The organism is Ruegeria profundi (genome assembly GCF_049800715.1).
GTDB classification, from domain to species: Bacteria; Pseudomonadota; Alphaproteobacteria; order Rhodobacterales; family Rhodobacteraceae; genus Ruegeria; species Ruegeria profundi_A.
Genome location: NZ_JBNAFO010000005.1, coordinates 116,739 through 142,654 on the forward strand (window position 1 = coordinate 116,739; position 25,916 = coordinate 142,654).

At 58.6% G+C, this 25,916-nt stretch carries 23 protein-coding genes; 13 read left to right on the forward strand and 10 right to left on the reverse strand.

The annotated features are described in order from the left end of the window. Nucleotides 1–24 precede the first annotated feature (24 nt). Nucleotides 25–1,251, forward strand: a complete 1,227-nt coding sequence (gene ilvA, locus ACP15L_RS10235) for a threonine ammonia-lyase IlvA (protein ID WP_425084077.1) — start codon at nt 25–27, stop codon at nt 1,249–1,251. On the opposite strand, the gene ACP15L_RS10240 is transcribed toward ilvA, so the two are convergent. Further along, entirely contained in the window at nt 1,248–1,577 is a 330-nt protein-coding gene (locus ACP15L_RS10240; RefSeq protein WP_425084078.1) for an Hpt domain-containing protein, read from the reverse strand. The genes ilvA and ACP15L_RS10240 overlap by 4 nt on opposite strands. 157 nt (nt 1,578–1,734) lie before the next feature. Between ACP15L_RS10240 and ACP15L_RS10245 the strand changes: the two genes are divergently transcribed. After that, on the forward strand, nt 1,735–3,006 hold the full coding sequence (locus ACP15L_RS10245; protein WP_425084079.1) for a PP2C family protein-serine/threonine phosphatase: 1,272 nt from the start codon (nt 1,735–1,737) through the stop codon (nt 3,004–3,006). 100 nt (nt 3,007–3,106) lie between these two features. Here the strand turns inward: ACP15L_RS10245 and ACP15L_RS10250 are convergent, their stop codons facing one another. Beyond that, on the reverse strand, nt 3,107–3,550 hold the full coding sequence (locus ACP15L_RS10250; protein ID WP_425084080.1) for an NUDIX hydrolase: 444 nt from the start codon (nt 3,548–3,550) through the stop codon (nt 3,107–3,109). Between the two features lie 76 nt (nt 3,551–3,626). On the opposite strand from ACP15L_RS10250, the gene ACP15L_RS10255 reads away from it, so the two are divergent. The 8 genes from ACP15L_RS10255 (at nt 3,627) to ACP15L_RS10290 (ending at nt 12,857) form a co-directional block, all read left to right on the forward strand. Continuing rightward, nucleotides 3,627–4,613: an Hsp33 family molecular chaperone HslO gene (locus ACP15L_RS10255; protein WP_170667592.1), complete on the forward strand. Its 987-nt coding sequence runs from the start codon at nt 3,627–3,629 to the stop codon at nt 4,611–4,613. Continuing rightward, nucleotides 4,606–5,202 (forward strand): CoA pyrophosphatase, encoded by a 597-nt coding sequence (locus ACP15L_RS10260; RefSeq protein ID WP_425084081.1) that lies wholly within the window; start codon nt 4,606–4,608, stop codon nt 5,200–5,202. The genes ACP15L_RS10255 and ACP15L_RS10260 overlap by 8 nt, the downstream gene beginning before the upstream one ends. Then, complete coding sequence (locus ACP15L_RS10265; RefSeq protein ID WP_425084082.1) at nt 5,199–6,353, forward strand: CCA tRNA nucleotidyltransferase; 1,155 nt, start codon at nt 5,199–5,201, stop codon at nt 6,351–6,353. The genes ACP15L_RS10260 and ACP15L_RS10265 overlap by 4 nt, the downstream gene beginning before the upstream one ends. Before the next feature lie 192 nt (nt 6,354–6,545). Beyond that, the gene (locus ACP15L_RS10270) at nt 6,546–8,384 is read left to right on the forward strand and encodes an ABC transporter ATP-binding protein (RefSeq protein ID WP_425084083.1); all 1,839 of its coding nucleotides are present in this window, start codon (nt 6,546–6,548) and stop codon (nt 8,382–8,384) included. Continuing rightward, the gene (locus ACP15L_RS10275) at nt 8,381–10,213 is read left to right on the forward strand and encodes an ABC transporter ATP-binding protein (protein ID WP_425084084.1); all 1,833 of its coding nucleotides are present in this window, start codon (nt 8,381–8,383) and stop codon (nt 10,211–10,213) included. Before ACP15L_RS10270 ends, ACP15L_RS10275 begins: the two co-directional genes overlap by 4 nt. 38 nt (nt 10,214–10,251) lie before the next feature. Continuing rightward, nucleotides 10,252–11,481 carry a class I SAM-dependent RNA methyltransferase gene (locus tag ACP15L_RS10280; RefSeq protein ID WP_425084085.1) on the forward strand — a complete coding sequence of 410 codons (1,230 nt, stop codon included), beginning with the start codon at nt 10,252–10,254 and terminating at the stop codon, nt 11,479–11,481. A 14-nt stretch (nt 11,482–11,495) separates the two neighbouring features. After that, nucleotides 11,496–12,281 carry an ion transporter gene (locus ACP15L_RS10285; protein WP_170550765.1) on the forward strand — a complete coding sequence of 262 codons (786 nt, stop codon included), beginning with the start codon at nt 11,496–11,498 and terminating at the stop codon, nt 12,279–12,281. Between the two features lie 57 nt (nt 12,282–12,338). Further along, nucleotides 12,339–12,857 carry a L,D-transpeptidase family protein gene (locus ACP15L_RS10290; protein ID WP_170660940.1) on the forward strand — a complete coding sequence of 173 codons (519 nt, stop codon included), beginning with the start codon at nt 12,339–12,341 and terminating at the stop codon, nt 12,855–12,857. Here ACP15L_RS10290 and ACP15L_RS10295 read toward each other — a convergent pair. The 7 genes from ACP15L_RS10295 to cysQ form a co-directional block, all read right to left on the reverse strand. Continuing rightward, nucleotides 12,854–14,275 carry a nodulation protein NodH gene (locus ACP15L_RS10295; RefSeq protein WP_425084086.1) on the reverse strand — a complete coding sequence of 474 codons (1,422 nt, stop codon included), beginning with the start codon at nt 14,273–14,275 and terminating at the stop codon, nt 12,854–12,856. The two genes, ACP15L_RS10290 and ACP15L_RS10295, sit on opposite strands and share 4 nt — an antisense overlap. A gap of 6 nt (nt 14,276–14,281) precedes the next feature. Continuing rightward, nucleotides 14,282–15,982 (reverse strand): beta-1,6-N-acetylglucosaminyltransferase, encoded by a 1,701-nt coding sequence (locus ACP15L_RS10300; protein WP_425084087.1) that lies wholly within the window; start codon nt 15,980–15,982, stop codon nt 14,282–14,284. Then, nucleotides 15,979–16,965 (reverse strand): glycosyltransferase family 2 protein, encoded by a 987-nt coding sequence (locus ACP15L_RS10305; RefSeq protein WP_425084088.1) that lies wholly within the window; start codon nt 16,963–16,965, stop codon nt 15,979–15,981. Before ACP15L_RS10305 ends, ACP15L_RS10300 begins: the two co-directional genes overlap by 4 nt. A 154-nt stretch (nt 16,966–17,119) precedes the next feature. Continuing rightward, a complete protein-coding gene (locus ACP15L_RS10310; protein ID WP_425084089.1) occupies nt 17,120–18,172 on the reverse strand; it encodes a glycosyltransferase family 2 protein in 1,053 nt (350 codons plus the stop codon). A gap of 7 nt (nt 18,173–18,179) precedes the next feature. Continuing rightward, on the reverse strand, nt 18,180–19,163 hold the full coding sequence (gene galE, locus ACP15L_RS10315; RefSeq protein WP_425084090.1) for a UDP-glucose 4-epimerase GalE: 984 nt from the start codon (nt 19,161–19,163) through the stop codon (nt 18,180–18,182). 68 nt (nt 19,164–19,231) lie between these two features. Further along, nucleotides 19,232–20,032, reverse strand: a complete 801-nt coding sequence (locus tag ACP15L_RS10320; protein ID WP_425084091.1) for a 3-deoxy-manno-octulosonate cytidylyltransferase family protein — start codon at nt 20,030–20,032, stop codon at nt 19,232–19,234. Further along, the gene (gene cysQ / locus ACP15L_RS10325) at nt 20,032–20,829 is read right to left on the reverse strand and encodes a 3'(2'),5'-bisphosphate nucleotidase CysQ (protein WP_425084092.1); all 798 of its coding nucleotides are present in this window, start codon (nt 20,827–20,829) and stop codon (nt 20,032–20,034) included. Before cysQ ends, ACP15L_RS10320 begins: the two co-directional genes overlap by 1 nt. A 122-nt stretch (nt 20,830–20,951) precedes the next feature. Here cysQ and ACP15L_RS10330 point away from each other — a divergent pair, with 122 nt between their 5' ends. Continuing rightward, a complete protein-coding gene (locus tag ACP15L_RS10330; RefSeq protein WP_425084093.1) occupies nt 20,952–21,773 on the forward strand; it encodes an ABC transporter permease in 822 nt (273 codons plus the stop codon). On the opposite strand, the gene ACP15L_RS10335 is transcribed toward ACP15L_RS10330, so the two are convergent. Beyond that, complete coding sequence (locus tag ACP15L_RS10335) at nt 21,770–22,372, reverse strand: alpha-ketoglutarate-dependent dioxygenase AlkB family protein (protein ID WP_425084094.1); 603 nt, start codon at nt 22,370–22,372, stop codon at nt 21,770–21,772. The two genes, ACP15L_RS10330 and ACP15L_RS10335, sit on opposite strands and share 4 nt — an antisense overlap. Nucleotides 22,373–22,586: 214 nt before the next feature. Between ACP15L_RS10335 and dnaK the strand changes: the two genes are divergently transcribed. Together dnaK and dnaJ are read left to right on the forward strand one after the other, a co-directional pair. After that, on the forward strand, nt 22,587–24,494 hold the full coding sequence (gene dnaK / locus ACP15L_RS10340; protein ID WP_170380243.1) for a molecular chaperone DnaK: 1,908 nt from the start codon (nt 22,587–22,589) through the stop codon (nt 24,492–24,494). 74 nt (nt 24,495–24,568) lie between these two features. Continuing rightward, nucleotides 24,569–25,717: a molecular chaperone DnaJ gene (gene dnaJ, locus ACP15L_RS10345; RefSeq protein ID WP_170380244.1), complete on the forward strand. Its 1,149-nt coding sequence runs from the start codon at nt 24,569–24,571 to the stop codon at nt 25,715–25,717. Nucleotides 25,718–25,916 lie beyond the last annotated feature (199 nt).

The window sequence follows — 25,916 nt, forward strand, 5'->3', positions numbered from 1 at the left end:
TTAGGATAAGCCACTGAAACCGGCATGAGCGATTTCATGACCCGTGCCCGCGCTGCCGAACAGGCGATGCGCTCTGTGTTTCCGGCAACGCCTTTGCAGCGGAATGCCCATCTGTCTGACCGCTACAGTGCTGATATCTGGCTCAAGCGAGAGGACCTCAGCCCGGTACGCTCCTACAAGATCCGAGGCGCCTTCAATGCCATGCGCAAGCAGCAGGGGCAGGATCTGTTCGTCTGTGCCAGCGCCGGCAACCACGCGCAGGGCGTGGCCTTCATGTGCAAGCATCTGGATGTGAAGGGGGTGATCTTCATGCCGGTCACCACGCCTCAGCAGAAGATCCAGAAGACCCGTATCTTCGGCGGCGACAATATCGATGTTCACCTCAGCGGCGACTATTTCGACGATACGCTTGCCGCAGCACAAGCGTGGTGCGCAAAAGAAGGCGGGCATTTCTTGTCGCCGTTCGATGATGAGGATGTAATCGAGGGGCAGGCCTCGCTAGCTGTCGAGATCGAGGAACAGCTGGGCCGTGTGCCTGATCATGTCATCTTGCCGGTCGGCGGGGGTGGCATGTCGTCCGGCGTTGCAACCTGGTTCGGCGATCGGACCCACTGTTTGTTTGTCGAACCCAAAGGTGGGGCCTGTCTGCACGCGGCAATGGCCGCGGGACATCCGGTTGCCTTGGATCACGTGGACAATTTCGTCGATGGCGCGGCGGTCGGCAAGATCGGGGCAAAGCCCTTTGAGCTTTTGAAAGACCGTCACCTGTCGGACGTTCTGGTCCTGTCTGAGGATCGCATCTGCGCCACAATGATCGAGATGCTGAACGTGGAAGGCATCGTGCTGGAACCCGCTGGCGCATTGGCGATTGAGGCGGTTGCTGATGTGCAGAGCTTCATCCGCGGCAAAACGGTTGTCTGCGTAACCTCTGGCGGCAACTTCGATTTTGAGCGTCTGCCCGAAGTCAAAGAGCGTGCGCAGCGCTATTCTGGGGTCAAGAAATACTTCATCCTGCGTCTGCCACAGCGTCCCGGCGCGTTGAAAGAGTTCCTGGGCATCCTCGGCCCCGAAGACGATATCGCCCGGTTCGAATATATGAAGAAATCGGCGCGCAATTTCGGCTCGGTACTGATCGGGATCGAAACCCGCAAGCCCGAGAACTTCGCCCGCCTCTTTGCGCACCTAGATGAGGCCGGGTTCACCTATAACGACATCACCGAGGATGAGACGCTGGCACAGTTTGTTATTTAGGGCAGATTGTCGTTCAGTTCGGCCTGAAACACTGATTTCGAGGCAGCAAACGCGGCGAGGATTTCCGGCAGACCGACTTTTGCCGCCTCACCTTGTGCCGCTAGCCTTTCGCCATCCTGACAGAGCTTGGAGAACACCTCGAACCCAAGGCTCAGAGCGCTGCCTTTCAGGAAATGCAGGTTTTGTTCAAGATCCTGCCGCGCGGTGTCTGCATGCACGCGGGCGATGACCTCTTGCACCTCGTCCAGAAAGATCTCGATAACCTCATCGAACTCATCAGCGCCAACCTCGTCACGGAGCTGTCGAACTCGGGGCCAGTGGATCATGGGTTGTGTCCTGCATCGGAATTGAATGGATCGTTGGTAGTCCGGTTTGAGTAAATGTCGGGTTAAGCACCGGCCTTAATTGGCCTTCACTCGATGTTAAGCCCCAGACGCGTAGGATCGCACCATCCCGATAAAAGGAAGCGTGTGGGGTTGCAGAGTGCCAGCGGCAAGTCTTGAGGAAACCAGATCCGATCTGGACTTCGGTGCAATCCGGAGGGTGCTGGTTGTGGATGACAGCCGCCTGCAAAGGCGCATTCTGGTGGCATCGCTCAAGAAATGGGGATTTGAGGTACTTGAGGCAGACAACGGCGAGGCGGCGATAGATATCTGCACCGCAGCCGCGCCAGACCTTGTGCTGAGCGATTGGGTGATGCCGGGGATGAGCGGGCTTGAGTTCTGCCGCGCCTTCCGTGCGCTTGAGGCAGAACATTACAGCTATTTCATCCTGCTCACCTCCAAAAGCGAAAAGCAGGAGGTGGCGCGGGGTCTGGACGCGGGCGCGGATGACTTCCTGATCAAACCGCTTGAGGCGGATGAGCTGCGCGCGCGTATCTCGGCCGGGGCGCGGATTCTGGATATGCAGCGTGAGTTGTCACAGAAAAATCGCCTGATCGAATCTGCCCTGCAAGAGTTGAAACTGGCGCATGAGGCCATCGACAAGGACCTGATTCAAGCCCGCAAGATACAGGAATCGCTAGTGCCCGACCTCACGCAAGAGTTCGGAAAATCGCGCGTTAGCCTGTTGTTGAAGCCTTGCGGGCATATCGGAGGTGATCTGGTGGGGATGTTCTCACCCGGCCCCAACCGCCTTGGGTTCTACAGCATTGATGTATCTGGTCACGGCATCACCTCGGCGATGATGACGGCGCGGTTGGGCGGTTATCTGTCCAGTAAACATTTCGAACAGAACGTCGCAATGGAAAAGCGGTTTGACAAATTCTACGCTTTGCTTCCCCCGGAGGAAGTCGCGGGGATGCTGAATTCCCGATTGCTGGCGGACGCGGGGATCGAAGAATATTTTACGATGGTCTATGCCATTGTAGACCTGCGCAACGGGCATATCAGGATGGTTCAGGCCGGGCATCCACATCCGTTGATGCTGCGACGCGATGGCACGACCGAGTTTCTGGGCGAAGGTGGGCTGCCCATCGGGTTGATCCCGGATGTGAAGTTTCAGCAGGTTGAGGCGAAGATGGAGCCCGGGGACCGGTTGTTGCTGCATTCAGACGGGTTCACGGAATGCGCCTTGGCGGAAGGCGGAATGCTGGATGATGACGGCTTGCGAAAGATGGCGCTCGACTGTGCGGCGGGTCGCGGAGGGCCTGAGTTTCTGGACGATCTGTTCTGGCGCCTGACTCAGGTGATGTCACCTGACAGCGGTATGGGGGACGATGTCTCGGCAGTTTTCTTTGAATACAATGGGGCCTAGATCGTTTAAGGTTTTACCTGACTCATCAAGTGAAACGAATGTCCCGAATACGCTGAAAGCGTGGCAGGGTATTCGTGTCGCAGGTTAAACCCGAAACGATCTAAAGCCCGCGAAGATGCAACGTCGCGAAATGGCGATCGCCATCATTGCCCAGAGTTTCAACCGCGTCGGCGGCGTGCATCCAGAGCGCTTCGTGGAACGGCTCGCTTGGTGGCCCCAGGCGGCGCACGGGACGCGCTTGATAGATCAGGCAGACCTTCTCGGCCCAAAGATCATATTCCGGCATATACGTGAACCGACGGAACGCGCCGACTCGACGTGGTGCAGCGATCAGCCAGCCTGTTTCCTCGAACACTTCCCGATGCAGGGCGGTTGTTGGCGATTCGCCTGGATCAATGCCGCCGCCGGGCAATTGCAGATCCGGCCCCGGTTCGGTCTGACAGGTCAGAAGAAGGTGCCCGGAGCGAGGCAGCAACGCGTAGACTCCGACCCGCCGAGTATACTTGCGCCCAGGTTCAGGGCTTTCGCCGAACCGTCTGATCATGTATGGCCCCTTACAACCCAATCTCTGCGACCTATATGGTGCCGGTATGCCAACCCTTGGCGTGTAAGGAAACCCCATGTCTCTTGGAACAAAAATCGCGTGGGACGATACCGTCCTGCCCTTTCAACTCGATGTATCGGACATGCGCGGGCGCGTGGCCCGTCTGGATGGCGTGTTGGACGGCATCCTGAAACAGCATGACTATCCGGAAAAGGTTGAGGCCCTGGTGGCCGAGATGGCCCTGCTGACCGCGTTGATCGGTCAGACTGTCTCGCTCCGATGGAAGCTGTCGTTGCAGGTGCAGTCCAAGGGTCCGGTGCGCATGATTGCCACCGACTACTACGCACCACAGAAAGAGGGTGAGCCGGCCCGCATCCGCGCTTACGCCAGTTTCGACCGCGATCGTCTGACCGATGGTGCGCCCTTCGATCAGGTGGGCGAGGGCTATTTCGCGATCATGATCGACCAAGGCGAAGGCACGCAGCCCTATCAGGGCATCACTCCGCTGGCCGGAGGCTCGATCAGCGCCTGTGCCGAAGCCTATTTTGCGCAGTCCGAGCAGCTGCCGACCCGCTTCTCGCTGAGCTTCGGCAAATCGACCGAACCGGGTGTGGGTGAGCATTGGCGTGCAGGCGGCATCATGTTGCAGCATATGCCCAAAGCCTCGCCCTTTGCGGCATCCAGCGAAGGCACCGGAGAGATCCTGACCGCTACGGATCTGGTCGATGGCGAAGAGGGTGAGAACTGGGGCCGCGTCAATATCCTGCTGGATACGGTCGAGGATCTTGAGTTGATCGGCCCCTCGATTGCGCCAACCGATCTGCTGGTGCGTCTGTTCCACGAGGAAAACCCACGGGTCTATGACGCGCAGCAGGTACAGTTCGGTTGCACCTGTTCAGAAGAGCGCGTGCGCCAAAGCCTGTCGATCTATTCGGCCAAGGACATTGAAAAGATGACCACCCCCGAAGGTCAGGTTACGGCCGATTGTCAGTTCTGCGGCGCGCATTACGTGCTGGATCCTGCCACCGTAGGGTTTGACGCCGAAGACAGCAAAAGTGTCTGAGTTAGAGACACAACTCCGGACGGCCTTGGGGCGTCCGGGCCATCGGTCCAGTGATTTTGACCTGAACCCAGACACCGTGCTGCCGCCGGGGCGCAAACTGCGCCCGGCGGGGGTGCTGGTGCCGATCACCGTCGCGGACGGGATGCCACGGCTGATCCTGACCAAACGATCCTCGGCGTTGAAGCACCACCCCGGCCAGATCGCCTTTCCCGGCGGCAAGCAGGATGAAGGCGACGCGGATGTCACCGCCGCTGCCCTGCGCGAGGCGCGGGAAGAGGTCGGTCTGCCCACTGACCTGCCCGAGGTTGTGGGGTTTCTACCCACGCATGAAACCGTCACGTCCTTCTCGGTCACCCCGGTGGTGGCGATCATTCGGCAGGGCTTCGACCCGGTGGCTGAGCCGGGCGAAGTCGACGAAATTTTCTCGGTCCCCCTTGCACATGTGCTGAACCCTGCGAATTATGTGATCGAGTCGCGCCGTTGGCAGGGAACAAGACGGAAGTATTTTGCCGTGCCCTATGGCCCTTATTACATATGGGGCGCGACCGCCCGCATATTGCGCGGGCTTGCAGCACGGGTGAGTGAATGAAGCAAATCAGCGCAGCTTGGGTTTCGGACCCTGCGACACAAAAGGTATGCGCAGCCCTCACGGATGGCGGCGCGCAAGCGCTGTTTGTGGGGGGATGCGTGCGCAACGCGCTTTTGGGCGCGCCGGTGTCGGACATTGATATCGCAACAGATGCGCATCCCAAAACGGTGCTGGACCTGGCGCAGAGCGCTGGGCTCAAGGCGATCCCTACGGGAATTGATCACGGCACGATCACTGTGGTTTGCAATCACATCCCGCATGAGATTACCACCTTTCGCCGCGATGTGGAAACCGATGGCCGCCGCGCGGTTGTGGCCTTCTCGGACAAGGTGGAAGAAGATGCAGCCCGGCGCGATTTCACCATGAACGCGATCTATGCGAGGCCGGATGGCGCCGTGTTAGACCCGCTTTTGGGTCTGCCAGACCTTCAGGCGCGCCGTGTGCGGTTTATCGGGACCGCAGAAAACCGCATCCGCGAAGATTACCTACGATCCCTGCGCTACTTCCGGTTTCATGCCTGGTACGGAGATGTAGAGGTCGGGTTCGATCCGGATGCTCTGGCCGCGATTGCAGCGAACCTGGACGGTTTGTCCAACTTGTCGCGGGAACGTGTCGGGGCCGAGTTGCTGAAACTGTTGGGTGCGCCCGATCCGGCCCCTTCCGTTGCCGCAATGCGCAGCACGGGAGTACTGGCGCAGCTTCTGCCGGGCGCGGATGATTGCGCCTTGGCGCCTTTGGTCGCCATTGAGCAGGCCGCAGGTGCCGAACCGGACGCGGTGCGCAGACTGGCGGCCATTGCCACGCCCGAGGACGCGGAGACGCTGCGCCTGAGCCGCAACCAACTGCAACGCCTGACCCGGATGAGGGATGAGGCGCAGGCCTCGACCAGTGTGGCCGAACTGGGCTACCGCTACGGCGACGAGGGGGGCTTGCACGAAACGCTACTGCGATGCGCCTTCCTCGAGCGCCCCTGGTCCGAGGATCTGCGCACAGCGCTGCATTCCGGGGCCGCGGCGCAGTTCCCTATCAAGGCGACGGATCTGATTCCCAATTTCTCTGGCCCCGCTCTGGGCAAGAAACTGGCTGATCTTGAGGCAAGCTGGATCGCATCTGGCTTTACCCTGACGCGCGAGGATTTGCTGGCCGGGTAGCGCGAAGTCTCAAAAGGGGATGACAAATCAGAACGTTTGTGCTTACGTGCAGCTGTCACATGGATGGAGGACTGCGAATGTATTACGGGATCTGGTTCGGCTAAAGCCGGGACGCTTACCCCGTACAGGGTGGTGTTCAGGCGCCATTCTTCTTCGCATGTCTAATTTTCTGCTCAATCGGAGCACTCCTCTATGTTTCGCTATTTCGAAAACCTCGTTGACCCTTTTGGCCCCTATAAGGAGGCCGACGCGCCGCCAACCAAGCTGTGGCCGTTCATGCTGGACTATTCGCGCCCGTTCTATCGGGTGTTCGCCTGGGCGGCGCTGATCTCGATCGTCGTGGCCGGGGTTGAGATCGGGTTGATCGCCTATATGGGTCGCGTGGTTGACCTGTTGGGCGGCACTCCGGCAGAGGTCTGGCAGAACCACGGGACTGAGCTGTTGCTGATGGCCGCGTTTGTCCTGCTGTTGCGTCCGTTGCTGCATTTGATCGACGTTCTGCTGCTCAACAATACAATCCTGCCGAGTTTTGGCACACTGATCCGCTGGCGTGCGCATAAACATGTTCTGCGCCAGTCAGTTGGCTGGTTCGAGAATGACTTTGCCGGGCGGATTGCCAACCGGATCATGCAGACCCCTCCCGCCGCGGGCGAGGTGGTGTTTCAGGTCTTTGACGCGATTTCGTTCTCGCTCGCGTATCTGATCGGCGCGGCGATTCTGCTCTATGCGGCGGACCCGCGATTGTTGATCCCGCTGCTGATCTGGTTTGCGCTTTATGCGCTGTTGGTGCGCTGGACGATTCAGCGCGTTGGCCCGGCGTCTAAGGCGGCATCCGATGCGCGCTCGACCGTGACGGGGCGTGTGGTGGACAGCTACACCAACATTCACTCGGTCAAGATGTTCGCCCATGGCCGGCAAGAGATGGACTATGCCCGCGAAGCCATCGAGGAGACGCGCCGCACATTCCAGATCGAAATGCGGATCTTCACCATCATGGACGCGGTTCTGGTCACTCTGAACGGTCTGCTGATCGTGGGCGTCGTGGGATGGGCGATTTCTCTGTGGATGCAAGGCACAGCTTCGGTTGGTGTTGTTGCTGCGGCGACTGCCTTGACCCTGCGCCTGAACGCGATGACCGGGTGGATCATGTGGGCGCTGACCAGCTTCTTCCGCCAGCTTGGCATCGTCGCTGAGGGGATGGAGACCATCGCCCAACCCATCGACCTGCTGGATGCGCCTACGGCGAAGCCGCTGCAACTGAGCAAGGGTAAGATCGAAATCAACGATCTGTCCCACCATTATGGCCGCGAGGCCGGAGGATTGGACCACATCCATCTGACCATTCAACCGGGCGAGAAGATTGGCCTGATCGGGCGCTCCGGTGCCGGAAAATCGACCCTAGTAAAGCTTCTTTTGCGGTTTTATGACGTTGAGCGTGGCGCAATCTTGATCGACGATCAGAACATCGCGCAGGTCTCGCAGGACAGTTTGCGCAGCCGCATCGGCATGGTCCAGCAGGACAGCGCCTTGCTGCATCGGTCAGTCCGCGACAATATCCTCTATGGCCGTCCGGATGCGACCGAGGACCAGATGATCGCCGCGGCCAAACAGGCCGAAGCGCATGAGTTCATCCTCGACCTGCAGGACCCTCAGGGCAGAACCGGGTATGATGCGCATGTGGGCGAGCGTGGCGTGAAACTATCAGGGGGTCAGCGGCAGCGTGTGACGCTGGCGCGGGTCATTTTGAAGGACGCGCCGATTTTGCTGTTGGATGAGGCGACATCCGCCCTAGATTCCGAGGTTGAAGCATCCATTCAGGAAACCCTTTACGGTATGATGCAAGGAAAAACCGTGATTGCCATTGCCCACAGGCTCAGCACTATCGCACAGATGGACCGTATTCTGGTGATGGATGCGGGCCGGATCGTGGAAGAGGGCGCGCATGCCGATCTTTTGGCGCAGGGTGGCCTTTACGCGCAGTTCTGGGCGCGGCAATCTGGCGGCTTCATGAATCCGGAGGCCGCTGAATGAGGGTTGCCGACCTCATCAACCCGTTCAAGAACATCGAGACGCCCCCACCACAAACGCTGGGGGCGTTCATTCGCTGGAGTCTGTCAGGCGCCTGGCCCATGCTGTTTGTCGCGGCGGCGTTCTCGGCGATTGCAGGCGCGATGGAGGCCGCCACCGCCTGGATTCTGGGCCGGGTCATCGACGTCGCGACCTCGGGCGGGCCCGAGCGGTTTTTGACCGCTGAGAATATTTGGATGATCCTGGGCGCGGCGGCGTTCTTCATGGTGATCCGCCCGATCCTGTTTGGCCTGTCCTCGGTGTCGAACAACTATATCGTCATGCCAAACATCCCGCCCTTGGTTCTGGCCAAGCTGAACCGTTGGACCTTGGGCCAGTCAGTCACGTATTTCGATGACGATTTTGCCGGTCGGATTGCCCAGAAGCAGATGCAAACCTCGAACGCGATGGCTTCGGTCGTGTCGGAAACGATCAGTGCGATTGTGTTTGCTTTGGCGTCTCTTGTTGGATCTTTGCTTTTGTTAGGGTCTATTCATCCGTTGGTGATGCTGCCCTTTGCCGGTTGGCTTGTGGTCTATTTCATGCTGGTCCGCTGGTATCTTCCCCGCATTCGCAAACGCTCGGCCGCTCGGGCCGGTGCACGGGCCATGGTGTCGGGGCAGGTGGTGGATACGATCACCAATATCAAAACCGTCAAGCTGTTTGCCCACTCCGCGTTCGAAGATCAGACAGCGCGAAACGCGATGGTTGACCTGCGCGAAAGGTCTCTGGATTTCGGCAAACTCTCTGCCGCGTTCCGGTTCATTCTGATGGTTCTGGCAGGTGTTCTGCCCGTGATGTTACTTGGTGCAACGCTTTGGCTTTGGCAACTGGGCATGGCAACGGCCGGGGATATTGTGGCGGCGGGTGCGGTTGCGATCCGCATTTCCCAAATGACGGGCTGGGTCAGCTTCACGCTGATGGGTCTCTACGCCAATGTTGGCGAGATCGAAAACGGTATGAAAACGCTGGCCAAGTGGGATCGGGTTGAGGACGCTGCGGCAGCCAAGGACCTTGCTATTTCTCAGGGCAGCATCGCCTTTCAGGCGGTCAGCTTTGCCTACGGCCGGGATATCGGCGGCGTTTCTGATCTGAACCTAATGATCGCACCGGGTGAAAAGCTGGGCATCGTCGGAGCCTCTGGTGCAGGCAAATCCACCCTCGTTTCGCTGTTGTTGCGGCTCTATGACGGGGAAAAAGGCGAAATTTTGATTGACGGACAGCATGTGTCGCAGGTGACACAAGACAGCCTGCGCCGTCAGATCGGGATGGTCACGCAGGAAACCGCCATGTTTAACAGATCGGCGCGTGAGAACATTCTGTATGGCCGCCCCGATGCGTCCGAGGCCGAGATGATCAAGGCCGCCGAGAAGGCTGAAGCGCATGAGTTCATCCTAAGCCTCGAAGACGCGCAAGGCCGGAAAGGCTACGACGCGCATCTCGGTGAGCGGGGCGTGAAGCTCAGCGGTGGACAACGGCAGCGGATCGCCCTGGCGCGCGCAATTCTAAAGGACGCCCCTATCCTTGTGCTGGACGAGGCGACCTCGGCGCTCGATTCCGAGGTCGAAGCCTCGATCCAGAATGCGCTGCATCGGGTGATGGAGGGCAAAACCGTGCTGGCCATCGCGCACCGCTTGTCCACCCTCAGCGAGATGGACCGGATCGTTGTGCTGGATCAGGGGCAGATCGTTGAGGCTGGCACGCATGAGGCGCTTTTGGATCAGGGCGGGCTCTATGCGCGGTTCTGGCATCGCCAGTCGGGTGGTTTCATTCAGGCCGAGGCCGCGGAATAAGGGTTTTGTTGCAGGCAAAGCCCGGCTATCAGGCCCCCATGACGCAGCAATTCACCATCAACCGCCTTGGTCATCAGGGTGACGGCATCGCAGACGGCCCTGTCTATATTCCCCGGACTTTGCCGGGCGAAGTTGTCAGCGGAACTTTGGTCGGCCAGCTACTGGAAGACATGAGGGTGGAAACCCCGTCCGATCAGCGGGTTAAAGCCCCTTGCCGCCACTACAAAGCGTGTGGAGGCTGCCAGTTGCAGCACGCCTCAGACGCCTTTGTGGCGGATTGGAAAGTGGGAATTGTGCGCGCAGCGCTGTCAGCACAGGGCCTTGAGGCCCCGATGCGGCCGATTCACACCTCACCCGAGCGGTCTCGTCGGCGGGCAACAATTGCCGTGCGGCGGACAAAGAAAGGCACGCTGGCCGGATTTCACGGTCGCGCGTCCGACACGATCACTGAAATCCCGGATTGCCATCTCCTGGACCCGGCCCTGATCGCCGCGATCCCGGTCGCCGAATCGCTGGCGCTGCTGGGTGGCAGCCGCAAAGGTGTACTGGCAGTTACGCTGACCCTGTCCGAGGGTGGTTTGGATATTGCGGTGTCTGGAGGCAAGCCCTTGGACGGCCCACTGGAACTCGCTTTGGCGCAAGCGACCGAGAAACACGGGCTGGCGCGCCTCAGCTGGGATGGTGAGGTGATCGCGATGCGGCAACCGCCAGTCCAGCGCTTTGGAATCGCCGGGGTCATCCCGCCACCGGGGGCCTTTCTGCAGGCCACAAAGGACGGAGAACAGGCTCTAACACAGGCTGTTTTGGAAGCCACGCAAGGTGCAAGGCGGGTTGTGGACTTGTTTGCCGGGAGTGGAACCTTCTCTCTACCGCTCGCGCAAGAGGTCGAGGTTCACGCGGTCGAAGGTGAATCCGCTATGACGCAGGCACTTGATCAGGGATGGCGCAAGGCCACGGGGTTGAAACGCGTCACCTGTGAGGCCCGTGATCTGTTCCGGCGCCCGCTGATGTCGGATGAGTTCAAGGGCTTTGATGCCGTGGTCCTTGACCCGCCGCGTGCGGGGGCCGAAGCGCAGGTCGCAGAACTTGCGCAGGCGCAGCCCCCGGTGATCGCCTATGTCTCGTGCAACCCCATTACCTTTGCGCGGGATGCAAAAACGCTGGTTGATGCAGGCTACGCCCTTGAATGGGTGCAGGTCGTTGACCAATTTCGGTGGTCGTCCCATACGGAACTGGCCGCGCGGTTTGTGCTGAACCCCGCACGTTAAGGAGACAGCAACCCATGGCGTTCAAACAGCGCTTGCAGAGCATCATCGAAGCCCCCCTCTTCGGGCAGTTCATCACGGCTGTGATCATCTTCAACGCGATCTTGCTGGGGATGGAGACCTCACCGACGCTGATGGACGCGGCTGGGCCGCTGATCGTCATTCTCGATAAACTATGCCTTGCGGTTTTTGTGGTCGAGATCGCGATGAAGCTGATCGTCTCGGGCCGCAACTTCTTCAAGAGTGGTTGGAATCTGTTCGATTTCACGATCGTCGGCATCGCTCTGGTCCCAAGCGCGGGCGGTTTGTCGGTGCTGCGGGCCCTGCGAATCCTGCGGGTCTTGCGCGTGATCTCGGTTGCCCCGCGCCTGCGCCGCGTGGTCGAGGGCTTTATCTCGGCCCTTCCGGGCATGGCCAGCGTGTTTCTACTGATGGCGATCCTGTTCTATATCGGCGCGGTGATCTCGACCAAGCTGTTCTCTTATTCCTTCCCGGCTTGGTTTGGGGATTTGGGCCTGTCAGCCTATACGCTGTTCCAGATCATGACGCTTGAAAGCTGGTCCATGGGCATCGTGCGTCCGGTGATGGAGGTTTACCCCTACGCCTGGCTGTTCTTTGTGCCCTTTATCATGGTCACGACCTTCGCGGTTGTGAACTTGCTAGTCGGTCTGATCGTGAATTCGATGCAGGATGCGCACCACGCCGAGGACGAAGTGAAGACCGATGCCTACCGAGATGAGGTGCTAGAGCGGCTGGAAGCCATAGAACGCCGACTAATTGAGCAATCAAACATCAAAAAGTGATTTCAGTTTTTGCAGTTTTTGGCATAATAACCAAAAAAAAGCAGCAGGCAGTGAATCATGGATCGTCGAGCATTTGGATTGGGTGCAATGGCAACGCTGAGCCTTTCGGCTTGTGCCTCAGCTGGCCCCAGATTTCTGACATATGATGGACCCGAGGTGACCTCGCTGGTCGTCAACAAGAGCGCGCGCAAGATGTACCTTCTGCATCATGAGCATGTCTTGCGGGAATATGATGTTGATCTGGGCTTTGCGCCCAATGGCACCAAAACCAAGCGTGGTGATGGTCGGACCCCCGAGGGGAGCTACCTGATCGATCGGCGCAACCCGAGAAGCCGCTATCATCTGTCTTTGGGCATTTCCTATCCCAACTCACAGGATGTAGCTCAGGCCAAGGCGGCGGGCGTTGATCCAGGTGGTGATATCTTTATCCACGGTCAGCCCAATCTGCGGTCGGAGCTTAAGCGTGCCAAGAAGACCCCGGACTGGACCGCCGGATGCATCGCCGTCAAGAATAACGAGATCGAAGAGATCTATGCGATGGTCAACAAAGGTACGCTGATCACCCTGCGTCCCTAGCGCCAGGGCCCAAACCCGAATTTCGCATAGTCGCGCTGGTAGGCTTTTGCTGCCAGCGCCTCGAGTTGTGCGTCGTAGATCTCTTCCAATCCATAGGGCGCGTCTGCTGCGCGGATTTCTGGCGTGGGTGGGTTTGCGTTCCCCAAGCTTGCGGCGAGATCGGGCAGAGCGGTCTGCAGGTCATCCTCTCGCAGAATCAGGTCGGGTAAGGCGATAGGCACCATCGCCTCGATCACCTTTGACTGGCTGCACCACATCGCATCAACCCGGATCGGAGTCTGGCCGTTCAGGTTGTGATGCAGGAAGGTCAGGAAAGCTGCAAACGCCGCATGGTGCTGGTCTTTCGAGTAATTCTTTTCACGCAACTGTCCGGGGATCGGAAGTTTGAAACGATTGCGCAGCATGTGGCGGATATCGGCATAGTCGTCATGGTCTTTGGCCAGAACAAAGTTGCAAAACGCAGTATGCGCGCGGGCGATCGGATGTTGCAGAACGGTGAATTTGCGGTGCCCAGGATGGGTTTGCATCCAGCTTTCGACCGCGTCGCGGGTGCCGTGCAATGCGCCCTCGTCGCACCCATCAATCCGTGCTAGCCATTGGGCAATAACAGGCTCTAACCCGCCGGGAATCGGTAGAAACAGCATTGGTGTTGTCGGGGCCGCGATACATTTTTGCAGCTTTGGTGCGCGTCGTGGTTCCAGATCTGGCGTGCGGTGCAAGGCGAAACGGTCCATCCCTGATACTGCGCGCGCCATCTCGTCCGGGTTGGTCACTTTGGTCACAGCGGCTGACGGGTTCTGCGGCTTGAGCGTATCGTCCAGCGCATCCAACCGCCCGACCGCTCCGAGCCACTTGGCGAGACCGTTCAAAACCTCAAGATCGTCCAGTTCATCATAGTTGATGTAAAAGGCGGTCTGGCCCGATCTTTGCAGGTGGTTCAGCAGGGACATCTGGAAAGAGGCGATTGTGTCGACATAATCCGAGAACTCAGCCGCGTCGAATTCGACCGTTTCCTCCAACCGGCGCTTGATATTCTTCAACTGCCATTGCTTGGTTTTCCGAACGATCTTCAGCGAAAGATAGCTGTCAAGCGGATTGCGGCTGAGGATGATTTTGGCGCAGAGCGGGTCGTTTAGGACCTCAGGCAGGATGCGCGGGTCGTGTTCCTGAAAATACCGAAACCCGTGCAACCCGTCCGGGGCTGCGCGGATCGCTGTCAGGAGTTTCCCGGGATCTTGGTCTCTTTCGTCCAGTGTTAGACCCAGAATCTGATCTGATTTCACCCGCCCGATGAAATGCGGGTTGAAGGCCTCACCATGGCAAGTGAGGCCGTCGATCCGGTTCAAGTTGGCCTCTAACAGGTTTGATCCGGTGCGCATCGCACCCAGGATTACGAACGATTCAAAGGGACCGGCCATCGGGGATCACTGCACCAGATAAGGTTTGCGGAAAGGCTTGGTGCGGGTTCCAAACACATCATCGACGGGGAAGTCGCCCATCAGTTGCGGGTGCATGCCCTGGTTCTTGAGGTTCTGGAGGAATTGCCCAAAGCCGGCCAGATCGACCATAAGCGGGGCCTCGGTCAGGTGGCGGGACGTCTGTGGTGCGATCTCGTCCAGAATGGTTTGCAGAGGCTCCATCGGGGCCTCAATGAAATCTGCCAGCGTCCAGCTCCGCACACGCGCTTTTGTCCAAACCGAGCTTAGCACCTCAAGCTGTTTGCTTTCGATCTGTTGCAAGCGGGCAGCTTCGCAGCGGATATCGGCGAAGTTCATGTTTGACCGGAACAGCGGAATCGCCCACGCCCCGGTAATCACCGAGATCTGCGCGTTCTTGTCCCGCGCCAGAAACCAGTTGATGTCCTGCGTATCCTGAGGGCCGAACTGGAAACACTGGCGCTGCCCGCGCGTGTTCCAGATCAGGTTCGACAGGAACGCCTTGGGGTTATAGTCGCGCAACGTGGCACTGTCGCTGAGCGCGCCATTGGTGATCGTCTCATCCTGCGCGAATTCGGCGCGGTTTGCGGCAAAGAGGTGCCCGTGAACCCGTGTGTTGGTCGCAGTTTCCAGCCAGGTTTCGAACTCTTCAAACAGGTCCGAGAACCCCTGAAACACCGAATAACCCGCAGCCGTCAGACCGTTCTCGCTGCCGTGGCGGGGAAAGCGGCTTTGCATATAGAGGCCATCTCGCCCATGAGTGCGCCGCTCGACCGCCTTGGAGAAAACGCGGTCGATCTTGCCCGGGTTAGGTTCGGCCGGCCGCATCGCGCTGGTCTGGTCGGTCAGGAAAGAGTGATAAAGTCTCTCGGCCCGGGGCCAGATTTTACGGGCAACAAAGCAGTCCGACCGGCGTAGCAGTTGCAGGTGGTCATCGTAAAAGATGTGGGGCCGCCCCTGGTAGTCGAATTTCGACAGGGTCAGGGACCGGCTTTCGATATGCGTGGAATAGAGCCGCGCAAGTGTCTGAAAATAGCTTTCATCCGGTATCCAGACATGGCGGAAATAGCGGTCATAGACCTTACGCCTGGGGTCTTGCAAAATGGCCGAGAGGGTCTGCCGCGTCAGGCACCACCATTGGCTGCCCATATGCGGAGTCAAACCGTCTGGGATGCTGCGGCGCATGCCGGTCGCCCGTTGCAGTTTTACATAGGCGTCAAACAGTTTGCGCTGATTGCGCCATGAAAACGGGAACCGCAGGGTAAAGCGTTCATGGTCCAGCCCACCGATCGTCCAGCTGACATCGGCGGTAGTAGCGCTTTCGATGAAATCGACGCGGGGACGGTCGGACAGGTAGTCGATCAGCTCTTGCACTGGGCGCAGAGGCAGACACGCGCCGGACGACAGGAATACATGTCGCACGTCCGGGAAGCTGTCCAGCATCTGCTCTGATGCGGACTGCGAGGCCGCGACGATACCCCAACGGCCCCAATCGCACGTATGACGCTCCGAGAAACCGACTAGGGGGTTGTCCGCGCAGGAGGCGACAAAGTTGGAATACGTCTTTTCGGCGACCTTGCCGTCCACGTGGATCACAACTGGGCAGCCCGCGGCGGTCCAATGGCGGGCAACCTGCTCCGCCCGGTCCAGGGCGGTATGAACCAGCATGACGATTCCCAGCGAACTCATGCCCAGTTGCCTTTCGACATGAGGCCCAGAATCTCAAGCTGTCGCCAGTTGATGTATTGTTCGGACCGATCGCAGCGGAAAACGGGCTGCTCCTCCAGCTGTTTGGCGTAGGCCTTGTACTCACCGGACCCGCGATAGTGCTGATTGCGCTGCATCTCTTCGCGCGCCTTTTCGCCTAGGGTGTTGATCAGTTTGGCATGCAACAACGCGCCACTGGTCTTTTCCCCGCCCCATTCGTCATAAACTTGGTTCAAACCCCTCGGCAGCAGTGAATGGGTCGAGCTGATATAGACATAGCGCCGATCCCACTTCACCAAGGGTATCTTGTTCAGCGCCGGGGCCTTCGAGGGGTTGTCCTTAAAGAAAACACGTGCCCTTGGGCCACCCTGAATCCAAAGGTTCTTATATTCGGGGTTCTTGGAAATCATGTAATTCCCAGCATCGAACCAACGCGCGATTTCAAACGGGTCCTGACCCTCGTGATAGGGTTCGTCGTCTACGGGACCATCGGGATACATGTCGATCAACATGGTGCCGAAACTTCGCACCGCACAGCTGTCCAGCCAATCCGTCAGCGCGCTGATCGGGCGGGTGTCGCAGAACGGATAGATGAAGAACTCATCAGGATCGACGGTCAGAACCCAATGCCCATGCGCGTATTTGCGCAGCAGATAGTTGGACCAATCCAACCCAAAACCCGCCTTTTTGTAGCTGGTTTTCGTCTGCCAGACCGAGACATCGGGCTGCGCGCGCAGAAACTCGAGACTGCCGTCATCGCTGTCATTGTCGACAACCAGAAAATGGTTCACGCCCAGCTTGCGGTAGTAGTCCAGAAAGAAGGGCAGGCGGATCTTCTCGTTACGGACAACGCTCATCAGCAACACATCGTCCGGGCGGATGGCGGCGGTATTGGTGCTGATGGGCTTCAGCTCACGCCGTCTTTTGACGCAGCGCACGAGACGGCGCTTGCGCCGCAACCTCATGCGATAAGACTCCAAAAGGCCCACGCGACTGCCCAACCCTTGTTATTGACGCGAGCTTCCCCGGATTGAATGCTGAGTGTCCAACATACGGGTTCCGCCGACTATGCCATTTTTTCATCTTGCGGGGCAATGCATTTACAACAGGTTAGTGACCCTAGCCCTTTTGATCCGACCAGCCCCCTGCATTCATCAGCCCAAGCTGCTGTAGTTTTAACCAACCGGTATAGGCCTCGGACTGGTCCGTCCACATATCCGGTTGCGCGATGATCCCATCATAGTATGTTTGGAATTGGTCGGGATCATGAAAATGCTGGCGGCGCTGTTTCTCGATCCGCGACTTTGTGGTGATCTCGGGCAAAAACTTCGTGTGCAAAAGCACCCCGGAAGGCGTGTCTCCGTTCGGCCCATCATAGAGAGCATTCAGGCGACGTGGCAGCGCGGAATGGGTCGAGTTTACATAGGCATAGCGCCGAGACCACTTGACCAGAGGGATCTTGTTCAAAGTCGGTGAGCGCTGGCGTGTATTGGCGAAAAACACCCGCTCGCGCGCGCCGCCCTGGACCCATAGATTACCCATAGGGGTTTGCCTTTGCGCGCGGTAAGGGCCGGCGTCGAACCAGTTCAGGGTCTCGGTCGGATCACTTTCCGGGTCATGGGTTTGCGACCCGAGCGGGCCTTTCGGGTAGAGATCCAGCATCAAAGCACCGAACCCGGCGCGGCCTTGCTCTTCCAGCCAGCGGGTCAGGTCCTGCAAAACTCGGGTGTCGTGATGCGCGTAGATCAGCAGCTCATCCGCGTCGACTGTCAGGCACCAGTGACCGTGGCCGTACCGGATTTGCAGTGAGGTCAGCCAATCCAGACCAAAGCGCGCGGCGCGGTAGCTGACCTGAGTGTACCAAAGCGATACGTCAGATTGCTGCGATAGAAACTCGGTCGATCCGTCGTCACTGCCATTGTCCACGATCAGAAAATGGTCGATGCCCAAGGCGCGGTAGTGCCGAAAGAACCACGGCAGACGGTCCAATTCGTTGCGCAGGGCGGTGAAGGCCAGAATGCCTCCACGCTGGATATCCGAGGTTCTGTTCTGCAAACAGGTCAACTGGTGACGACTGCGCCAGGATTGCCACAGCAGCCTGCGCCGTTTCCAGCGCAGCCGGTATTTCTGGGCCGGGCTGATACGAGGGAGCTGGACGCTGACGGGGGTCAACGGCGGCTCATTTCTCGTAGGCGCCGGTTTGGTGCCAGCGCCACGCGTCGGTAATCATCGTCTCTAACGTTGAGCGTTTTGGCCTCCAGCCCAGCTCTCCTTCTGCGCGGACCGAGCCTGACACCAGCTTGGTACAATCCCCTGCGCGGCGCGGCCCGACGCTGTAGGGAACGGCGCGGTTGGTGACGGTTTTGGACTGCTCGATAACCTCAAGAACCGAGAACCCCGAGCCGGTGCCCAGGTTGAACACGCGGCTGTCCTTGCCCTGTTGCAGCCAGTTCAGGCCCAGAACATGCGCGTCGACTAGGTCGCAGACATGCACATAGTCGCGGATGCAAGTGCCGTCTGGCGTGTCGTAGTCGGTGCCAAACACAGTCAGGCCATCCCGCTTGCCATCAATCGCATCCAGCATCAGCGGGATCAGATGGGTCTCAGGGCGGTGGAACTCTCCAACCTCGCCTTCGGGATCGGCACCAGCCACATTGAAATAGCGGAAGATCACATGGCGCAGGCCGTGAGCGGCTTCAAAATCCCGCAGGATATCCTCGATCGCGCGTTTCGAGGCGCCATAAGCGTTCATCGGGTGCTGGGGCGTATCCTCATCCAGCACAACATTGTCCTGATCGCCATAGGTCGCGCAGGTTGAGGAAAATACGAAATCCAGACAGCCTGCGGCCACTGCAGCTTCGATCAGAGTCAGCGAGCCAGTCACATTGTTCGACCAATAGCGCGCGGGCTCTTTCATGGCCTCACCCACCTGGCTGAGGGCGGCGAAATGCATCACGGCCTGAGGCTGATATTTGGCAAAAACCTCATCCAGCCGCGCGCGGTCCAGCAGGTCGCCCTGTTCAAACGGGCCAAACTTGACCGCATCCTGCCAGCCGGTGACAAGGTTGTCATAAGTAACTGGTACGAAGCCCGCCTGCGCCAGCGCCTTGCAAGCATGAGAGCCGATATAGCCTGCGCCGCCCGTGACAAGGATCGTTTTCATATCAGGTCCAGTGGTCATAGCTGAGCGCTTCTACGTCAGATAACAGAATCGGTCAGGGGGAAAAGGGATCACTCCAGCCCCATATCCGCCATCATCGCCTCGATCTTGGGCACGTCCTGAGGGTTGTTCAGCTCCCAAAACTGGCGGCCTTTGGCTTCGACCTCGACGCAGAGAACCTTGCGGCCGTTCTCCATGAAGCGCAGCTGTTCCAGACCTTCCAACTGCTCCAGCGGACCGGTGGGCCAGCTGGGATAGGCCGCCAACGCATCCGGGCGGTAGGCATAGACGCCCACATGGTGAAACACCGGGGTTGGATCCGTTCCTGCATAGCTGTCAGACGTGAAGGGCACCACCTCTTTCGAGAAATACATTGCACTGTTATCGCTGGAAAAAACGGCGGTCGTGCCGCCGACGCGTCCGTGTTTGCGATCATTGAGCAGGCTGTTCAGCGCGTCTCCGTCGCAGCGCAGAACAGGTGTGGCGACACCGGCCTCGGGCGCGGCGCGCAGGCCCGAGATCAGGTCCTCGACAAACCAATGCGGTGTCAGCGGCGCGTCGCCTTGCAGGTTCACGATGATCTCATAGCCACCGCCCAAAACCTCATGCGCCTCGGCACAGCGTTCGGTACCGTTCTGGCAGGCTTCCGAGGTCATCACGACCTCGGCCCCGAACCCTTCGGCGGCCTCCCGGATGCGGTCGTCATCTGTGGCGACAACGACCTTGTCCACGCCTGACACAGACTTGGCCGCTCGCCATGAACGCTCGATCAGTGTCATGGCTTTGCCCGTTGCGCCAGTCAGCGGCACCAAAGGCTTGCCCGGATAGCGGGATGAGGCGTAGCGGGCGGGAATGGCGATCAGAACGGACATCAGGCTTCCTTCAACTCAACACCCGGAGCGTAGGCGATGAAGAACGGGTTTGCATAGCCGTCCTTGCCATAGGTCAACGGTGTGTGGTCGTCGAACCGGACCACCTGACCACCAGCCCCTGCCAGTACAGCGTGCCCGGCGGCGGTGTCCCACTCCATCGTGCGTCCGACCCGTGGGTAGAGATCCGCCTCACCCGTTGCGACCAGACAGAACTTGAGGGACGAGCCCGCGCTCTTGCTGTCCTGCACCTGATATTTGTTGATGTAATCCTCGGTTGCCTGATCCCGGTGCGATTTAGAGGCGACGATCAGAAGGGCAGAATTGTCCGGATTAGAGACTGAAATCGACGTGATCTCCCCCGCGTGGACTTTATCCAATGCGCCGGTTTCCTCAACCGATTGCCCATCGGCTTGGGTATAGAACATGCGACCGCGCGCAGGGGCATAGACGACACCGCGCGTGGGGGTACCGTTTTCGACCAGTGCGATATTGACGGTGAAATCTCCGCGCCGATTGATGAATTCCTTGGTGCCATCCAACGGATCAACGATCAGGAATGTTTCGCCCTTTTCGGAATGCGAGGCGCCCTGTTCTTCGGTCACCAGCAGGATGTCGGGGAAGGCGGCGCGCAGCCCTTCTGAGATCAACGCATCGGCGGCCTCATCAGCCTCGGTCACGGGGCTTTCGTCGGATTTGACCTTCACATCGAAGGTGTCCGAGTTGTAGATTTCCATGATCTTGTCACCGGCTTCCAGTGCCAGACGTCGGATGACGGGGATAAGGGCGTCGTAGGTCACAAAAAAGCTCCGATTTGGTGGTTTATTGATCGAATGTGGTGACGGACTTATGATGTGCTGGTTACCGAACGGCAAGGTATTCGTGAAAGACTGAGGTCAACAGAGCAGGAAAGACCCGACACGTGTTCTATTTCAGGAGTAACAAGACCCTGCTGGGTGGTGCCTTCACCACGGTCGAGCTGATCTTTCATGCCGTTGTGCGCGATATCCGCACCCAACACGCAAACGCGGTGGTCGCGATTTTGCGCAGTATTATCCAGGTCCTTGTGATGGTGCTGGTGTTTTACTTGATTATGTCCTTCATGGGCACGCGGGTGGCCAAGGTGCGTGGTGACCTTGTTTTGTATCTCTTGTCAGGCGTGTTCCTGTTCTTGCTGCATATTCGGGCTGTAAAACAGGTCGCAGGTGTGGGAGCGGGCAACAACCCGATGATGCTGCACTCACCTATGAACATGGTGATCACGATCGTGGCCACGGCGCTCGGGACGCTCTACACCATGATGGTGACTATGTTTGTCATCCTGTTCATCTACCATGCCGCAGTAAAACCGTTGGCAATCGAACAGCCGGGGCCTGCCTTTGCGATGGTGCTTTTGTCGTGGTTCACCGGATGTGCGGTGGGGTTGGTTTTGATGGCGCTGCGGCCTTGGTTTCCAATGACGGCAGGCATTCTGACCACGGTGTACCGACGGTTGCAGATGATCTTCTCTGGCAAGATGTTTTTAGCCAATGCGCTGGGCGGATACATGTTGATGCTGTTCACCTGGAACCCGTTGTTTCATTTGATCGACCAATGCCGCGGTTTTGTGTTCCGCAACTATTACCCGCGCAACACAAGCTGGGAATATGCGGTCTGGGTTGGCGTCGCGCTGGTGATGATCGGCCTGCTGGGCGTCTTCTTCACCAAGAAACACGTCTCACAAAGCTGGAGCGCGCGCCGCTAAAGCGCAACGCGCAGGGTTAGGTTGATCCGCCCGCCTTTGGGTAGCAGTTTGGATGATTTGAACCGGATGCGGTCCACGCCGTGATAGGTCAATCGCGCTGGGCCGCCCATGATCACCACGTCGCCCGAGTTCAGCCAGATGGATTCCGTCTTGCCTCCGCGTGTTGTGTTGCCGATGCGGAACAGCGCGTCATCGCCGAGCGAGACCGACAGCACAGGCCATGAGAAATCGGCCTCATCTTTGTCCTGATGCAGGCCCATCTTCGCGTCTTCGCCATAGTAGTTGATCAGGCAGCAATCCGGCGCGCGATCACGCCCCACCAGATCGTGCCAGATCGCAAGGACAAGTTCGGGGATCTTGGGCCAGTTCATGCCCCCGGGATGCTGGCCCTGATAGCGGTAGCCCGCCTTGTCCGTCACCCATCCCAAATCCCCGGCAGAGGTCATGCGCACCGACATCTCTTTGCCCGATGGTGTCACGGGGCGGAACAGGGGCGCAGATTTCAGAATCGGGCGCAGCGCATCGATCAGCCGGCTCTGGGCGGCATTGTCCAGATAGCCTTTCCTGATCTCAAATCCCCGTAAAAGCAGCCGAGCCATGCCGGATTCCCCATTCCTTACCAAATCCTTGCCAAAAAAGGCCGCAGATTCCCGAAAACCTGCAATTCAGAATGCTTGCAGGCCTCTGGTCCGGCCCTTATATACGCCGAGACGCGCGATGGTGTAGTGCTGTCGCGCACATCAGATCGGGGACGGGATGCCATAACGGGTCCGGCCCTCGGGACATCGCCTTGAAGAGAAAGGGATTGAAAATATGGGAAAAGTAATCGGGATTGACCTCGGCACCACCAACTCGTGTGTTGCGATCATGGATGGCTCGCAGCCGAAGGTCATCGAAAACGCCGAAGGGGCGCGGACCACGCCCTCGATCGTCGCCTTCACCGAAGATGAGCGACTGGTCGGTCAGCCTGCAAAACGTCAGGCGGTCACCAACCCCGACAACACGATCTTTGGCGTCAAGCGTCTGATCGGTCGTCGTGTGGATGATGCAGAAGTCGAAAAAGACAAGAAAATGGTGCCGTACGCCATCGTCAATGGCGGCAATGGCGACGCGTGGGTTGAAGCCCGCGGTGAAAAGTACTCCCCGAGCCAAATCTCGGCCTTCACTCTGGGCAAGATGAAGGAAACCGCAGAAAGCTATCTGGGTGAGGAAGTCACGCAGGCGGTTATTACCGTTCCGGCATATTTCAACGATGCTCAGCGTCAGGCCACCAAAGACGCCGGTAAAATCGCCGGTCTGGAAGTGCTGCGGATCATTAACGAACCGACAGCGGCTGCTCTGGCTTATGGTCTGGACAAGGAAGAAACCCAAACCATCGCGGTCTATGACCTTGGTGGCGGTACCTTCGACGTGACCATTCTGGAAATCGACGACGGGTTGTTCGAAGTTAAGTCGACCAACGGTGACACCTTCCTGGGTGGTGAAGACTTTGACATGCGCATCGTCAACTACCTTGCGGATGAGTTTAAAAAGGAACACGGTGTCGACCTGTCGCAAGACAAGATGGCTCTGCAGCGTCTGAAAGAAGCCGCTGAAAAAGCCAAGATCGAACTGTCCTCGACCTCGCAGACCGAAATCAACCAGCCGTTCATCTCAATGGGTTCGAACGGTCAGCCGCTGCACATGGTCATGAAGCTGACCCGTGCCAAGCTGGAATCGCTGGTTTCGGACCTGATCAAAAAGTCGATGAAGCCTTGCGCCGCTGCTCTGAAAGATGCCGGTCTGTCGGCTGCTGACGTGGACGAAGTTGTTCTGGTCGGTGGTATGACCCGGATGCCGAAAGTGATCGAAGAGGTCACCAAATTCTTCGGTAAAGAGCCCCACAAAGGTGTGAACCCGGACGAAGTGGTTGCCATGGGCGCCGCGATTCAGGCCGGTGTTCTGCAGGGTGACGTCAAAGACGTGGTTCTGCTGGACGTTACCCCGCTGTCGCTGGGCATTGAGACGCTGGGTGGCGTGTTCACCCGTCTGATCGACCGCAACACCACGATCCCGACCAAGAAGTCTCAGGTCTTCTCGACCGCCGAGGACAACCAGAACGCCGTAACCATCCGCGTGTTCCAGGGTGAGCGTGAAATGGCTGCGGACAACAAGATCCTGGGTCAGTTCAACCTCGAAGATATCCCGCCGGCGCCGCGCGGTATGCCTCAGATCGAGGTGACTTTTGACATCGACGCCAACGGCATTGTCTCGGTTTCGGCCAAGGACAAAGGCACCGGCAAAGAGCAGAAGATCACCATCCAAGCCTCGGGCGGTCTGTCCGACGAGGACATCGAAAAGATGGTCAAGGACGCCGAAGAGAACGCGGAAGCCGACAAGGAACGCCGCGAGCTGGTCGACGCCAAGAACCAGGCGGAAAGCCTCATCCATTCGACCGAGAAGTCGATGGAAGAGCACTCCGACAAGGTCGATCCGACCACCATCGAAGCCATTGAGCTTGCAATTGCCGCGCTGAAGGACGAGCTGGAAACCGAGAACGCCGACAAGATCAAGTCCGGCATCCAGAACGTCACCGAAGCTGCTATGAAGCTGGGCGAAGCCATCTACAAGGCGCAAGCCGAAGAAGGCGAGGAAGAGCCTGCAGCAGCAGATGCGGGTCCTGCGGATGATGACATTGTCGACGCCGAGTTCGAAGATCTGGACGACGACAAGCGTAAGTAACCGGTAACCGGGCCAATCTGGGCCGGTCCGCTTGCCGGGCCGGCCCGATTACGTTGAGGCAGAAGGGAAAACTGATGTCAAAACGCGACTACTATGATGTGCTTGGTGTCACCAAGGGCGCATCTGCGGATGAGATCAAGAAAGGTTTTCGCAAGAAAGCCAAGGAATTGCATCCCGACCGCAACAAGGACAACCCGGATGCCGAGGCGCAGTTCAAAGAGGCGAACGAAGCATATGACGTGCTGCGCGATGCTGACAAAAAAGCGGCCTATGACCGTTTTGGTCATGCCGCTTTTGAAAATGGCATGGGCGGTGGTGGCCGTCCGGGCGGCGGATTTGGTCAGGGTGACTTCTCCAGCGCGTTCTCGGATGTGTTCGATGATCTCTTCGGCGACTTCATGGGCGGACAACGTGGTGGCGGCGGCGGACGTCGCGCGGCACGCGGGTCCGACCTGCGCTATAATCTGCGCGTAACGCTGGAAGAGGCTTTCTCGGGCCTGCAGAAAACCATCAACGTCCCCGCAGCCGTGGCTTGTTCGGCCTGTGATGGCTCGGGTGCAGAGGGTGGTGTTGAACCTACGACATGTCCAACCTGCTCGGGCATGGGTAAGGTCCGGGCGCAGCAAGGGTTCTTTACCGTTGAGCGGACTTGTCCGACCTGTTCGGGCCTTGGGCAGATCATCAAAAACCCCTGTAAATCATGCAATGGCGCGGGTCGTGTGGAAAAAGAACGCGCGCTGTCGGTCAATATCCCGGCCGGTGTTGAGACCGGTACACGCATCCGCCTCGCGGGTGAGGGTGAGGCCGGTATGCGCGGCGGCCCTCCGGGTGACCTCTATATCTTTGTTGAGGTCTCGGACCACAAACTGTTCGAACGTGACAGCGTGAATCTCTATTGCCGCGTGCCTGTCAGCATGGCCAAAGCCGCGCTGGGCGGGTCCATCGAGGTGCCGACCATTGATGGCGGGCGCGGACGGGTGCAGATCCCGGCGGGCAGCCAGTCGGGTCGCCAAATGCGCCTGCGCGGAAAGGGCATGCCTGCTTTGCGGGGTGGTGGCATCGGTGACATGTTCATCGAACTGGCTGTGGAAACTCCGGTCAACCTCACCTCACGCCAGAAAGAACTTTTGCGTGAGTTTGATGATTTGGGTGAGGATAACCATCCAGAATCAAAAAGCTTTTTCTCATCCGTGAAGTCCTTCTGGGATGGGATGAAAAGCTAAGTTCAGGCCGCTCTAACTGGGGCGGCCTTTTTCGATCGAGGCTCTGATCCCGCCGCCCCACACGTCTCTGTCGCCGGGTGGCTCGGCCTTCCAAAGGATGTGATCCTTCATTCATCTGTCGCAAATAGCTTCGGAGCGCCGGGCAGGTTCCCGCAAACTCCACCGTTCCTCTGGCCTTATTTTATTGAAGATATTGGCC

Excerpts from the sequence above, each read along its gene's own strand:
- ilvA (WP_425084077.1), top strand. The coding sequence starts at position 25 with ATGAGCGATTTCATGACCCGTGCCCGCGCTGCCGAACAGGCGATGCGC.
- ACP15L_RS10240 (WP_425084078.1), bottom strand. The coding sequence starts at position 1,577 with ATGATCCACTGGCCCCGAGTTCGACAGCTCCGTGACGAGGTTGGCGCT.
- ACP15L_RS10250 (WP_425084080.1), bottom strand. The coding sequence starts at position 3,550 with ATGATCAGACGGTTCGGCGAAAGCCCTGAACCTGGGCGCAAGTATACT.
- ACP15L_RS10255 (WP_170667592.1), top strand. The coding sequence starts at position 3,627 with ATGTCTCTTGGAACAAAAATCGCGTGGGACGATACCGTCCTGCCCTTT.
- ACP15L_RS10265 (WP_425084082.1), top strand. The coding sequence starts at position 5,199 with ATGAAGCAAATCAGCGCAGCTTGGGTTTCGGACCCTGCGACACAAAAG.
- ACP15L_RS10270 (WP_425084083.1), top strand. The coding sequence starts at position 6,546 with ATGTTTCGCTATTTCGAAAACCTCGTTGACCCTTTTGGCCCCTATAAG.
- ACP15L_RS10275 (WP_425084084.1), top strand. The coding sequence starts at position 8,381 with ATGAGGGTTGCCGACCTCATCAACCCGTTCAAGAACATCGAGACGCCC.
- ACP15L_RS10280 (WP_425084085.1), top strand. The coding sequence starts at position 10,252 with ATGACGCAGCAATTCACCATCAACCGCCTTGGTCATCAGGGTGACGGC.
- ACP15L_RS10285 (WP_170550765.1), top strand. The coding sequence starts at position 11,496 with ATGGCGTTCAAACAGCGCTTGCAGAGCATCATCGAAGCCCCCCTCTTC.
- ACP15L_RS10290 (WP_170660940.1), top strand. The coding sequence starts at position 12,339 with ATGGATCGTCGAGCATTTGGATTGGGTGCAATGGCAACGCTGAGCCTT.
- ACP15L_RS10295 (WP_425084086.1), bottom strand. The coding sequence starts at position 14,275 with ATGGCCGGTCCCTTTGAATCGTTCGTAATCCTGGGTGCGATGCGCACC.
- ACP15L_RS10300 (WP_425084087.1), bottom strand. The coding sequence starts at position 15,982 with ATGAGTTCGCTGGGAATCGTCATGCTGGTTCATACCGCCCTGGACCGG.
- ACP15L_RS10305 (WP_425084088.1), bottom strand. The coding sequence starts at position 16,965 with ATGAGGTTGCGGCGCAAGCGCCGTCTCGTGCGCTGCGTCAAAAGACGG.
- galE (WP_425084090.1), bottom strand. The coding sequence starts at position 19,163 with ATGAAAACGATCCTTGTCACGGGCGGCGCAGGCTATATCGGCTCTCAT.
- ACP15L_RS10320 (WP_425084091.1), bottom strand. The coding sequence starts at position 20,032 with ATGTCCGTTCTGATCGCCATTCCCGCCCGCTACGCCTCATCCCGCTAT.
- ACP15L_RS10335 (WP_425084094.1), bottom strand. The coding sequence starts at position 22,372 with ATGGCTCGGCTGCTTTTACGGGGATTTGAGATCAGGAAAGGCTATCTG.
- dnaK (WP_170380243.1), top strand. The coding sequence starts at position 22,587 with ATGGGAAAAGTAATCGGGATTGACCTCGGCACCACCAACTCGTGTGTT.
- dnaJ (WP_170380244.1), top strand. The coding sequence starts at position 24,569 with ATGTCAAAACGCGACTACTATGATGTGCTTGGTGTCACCAAGGGCGCA.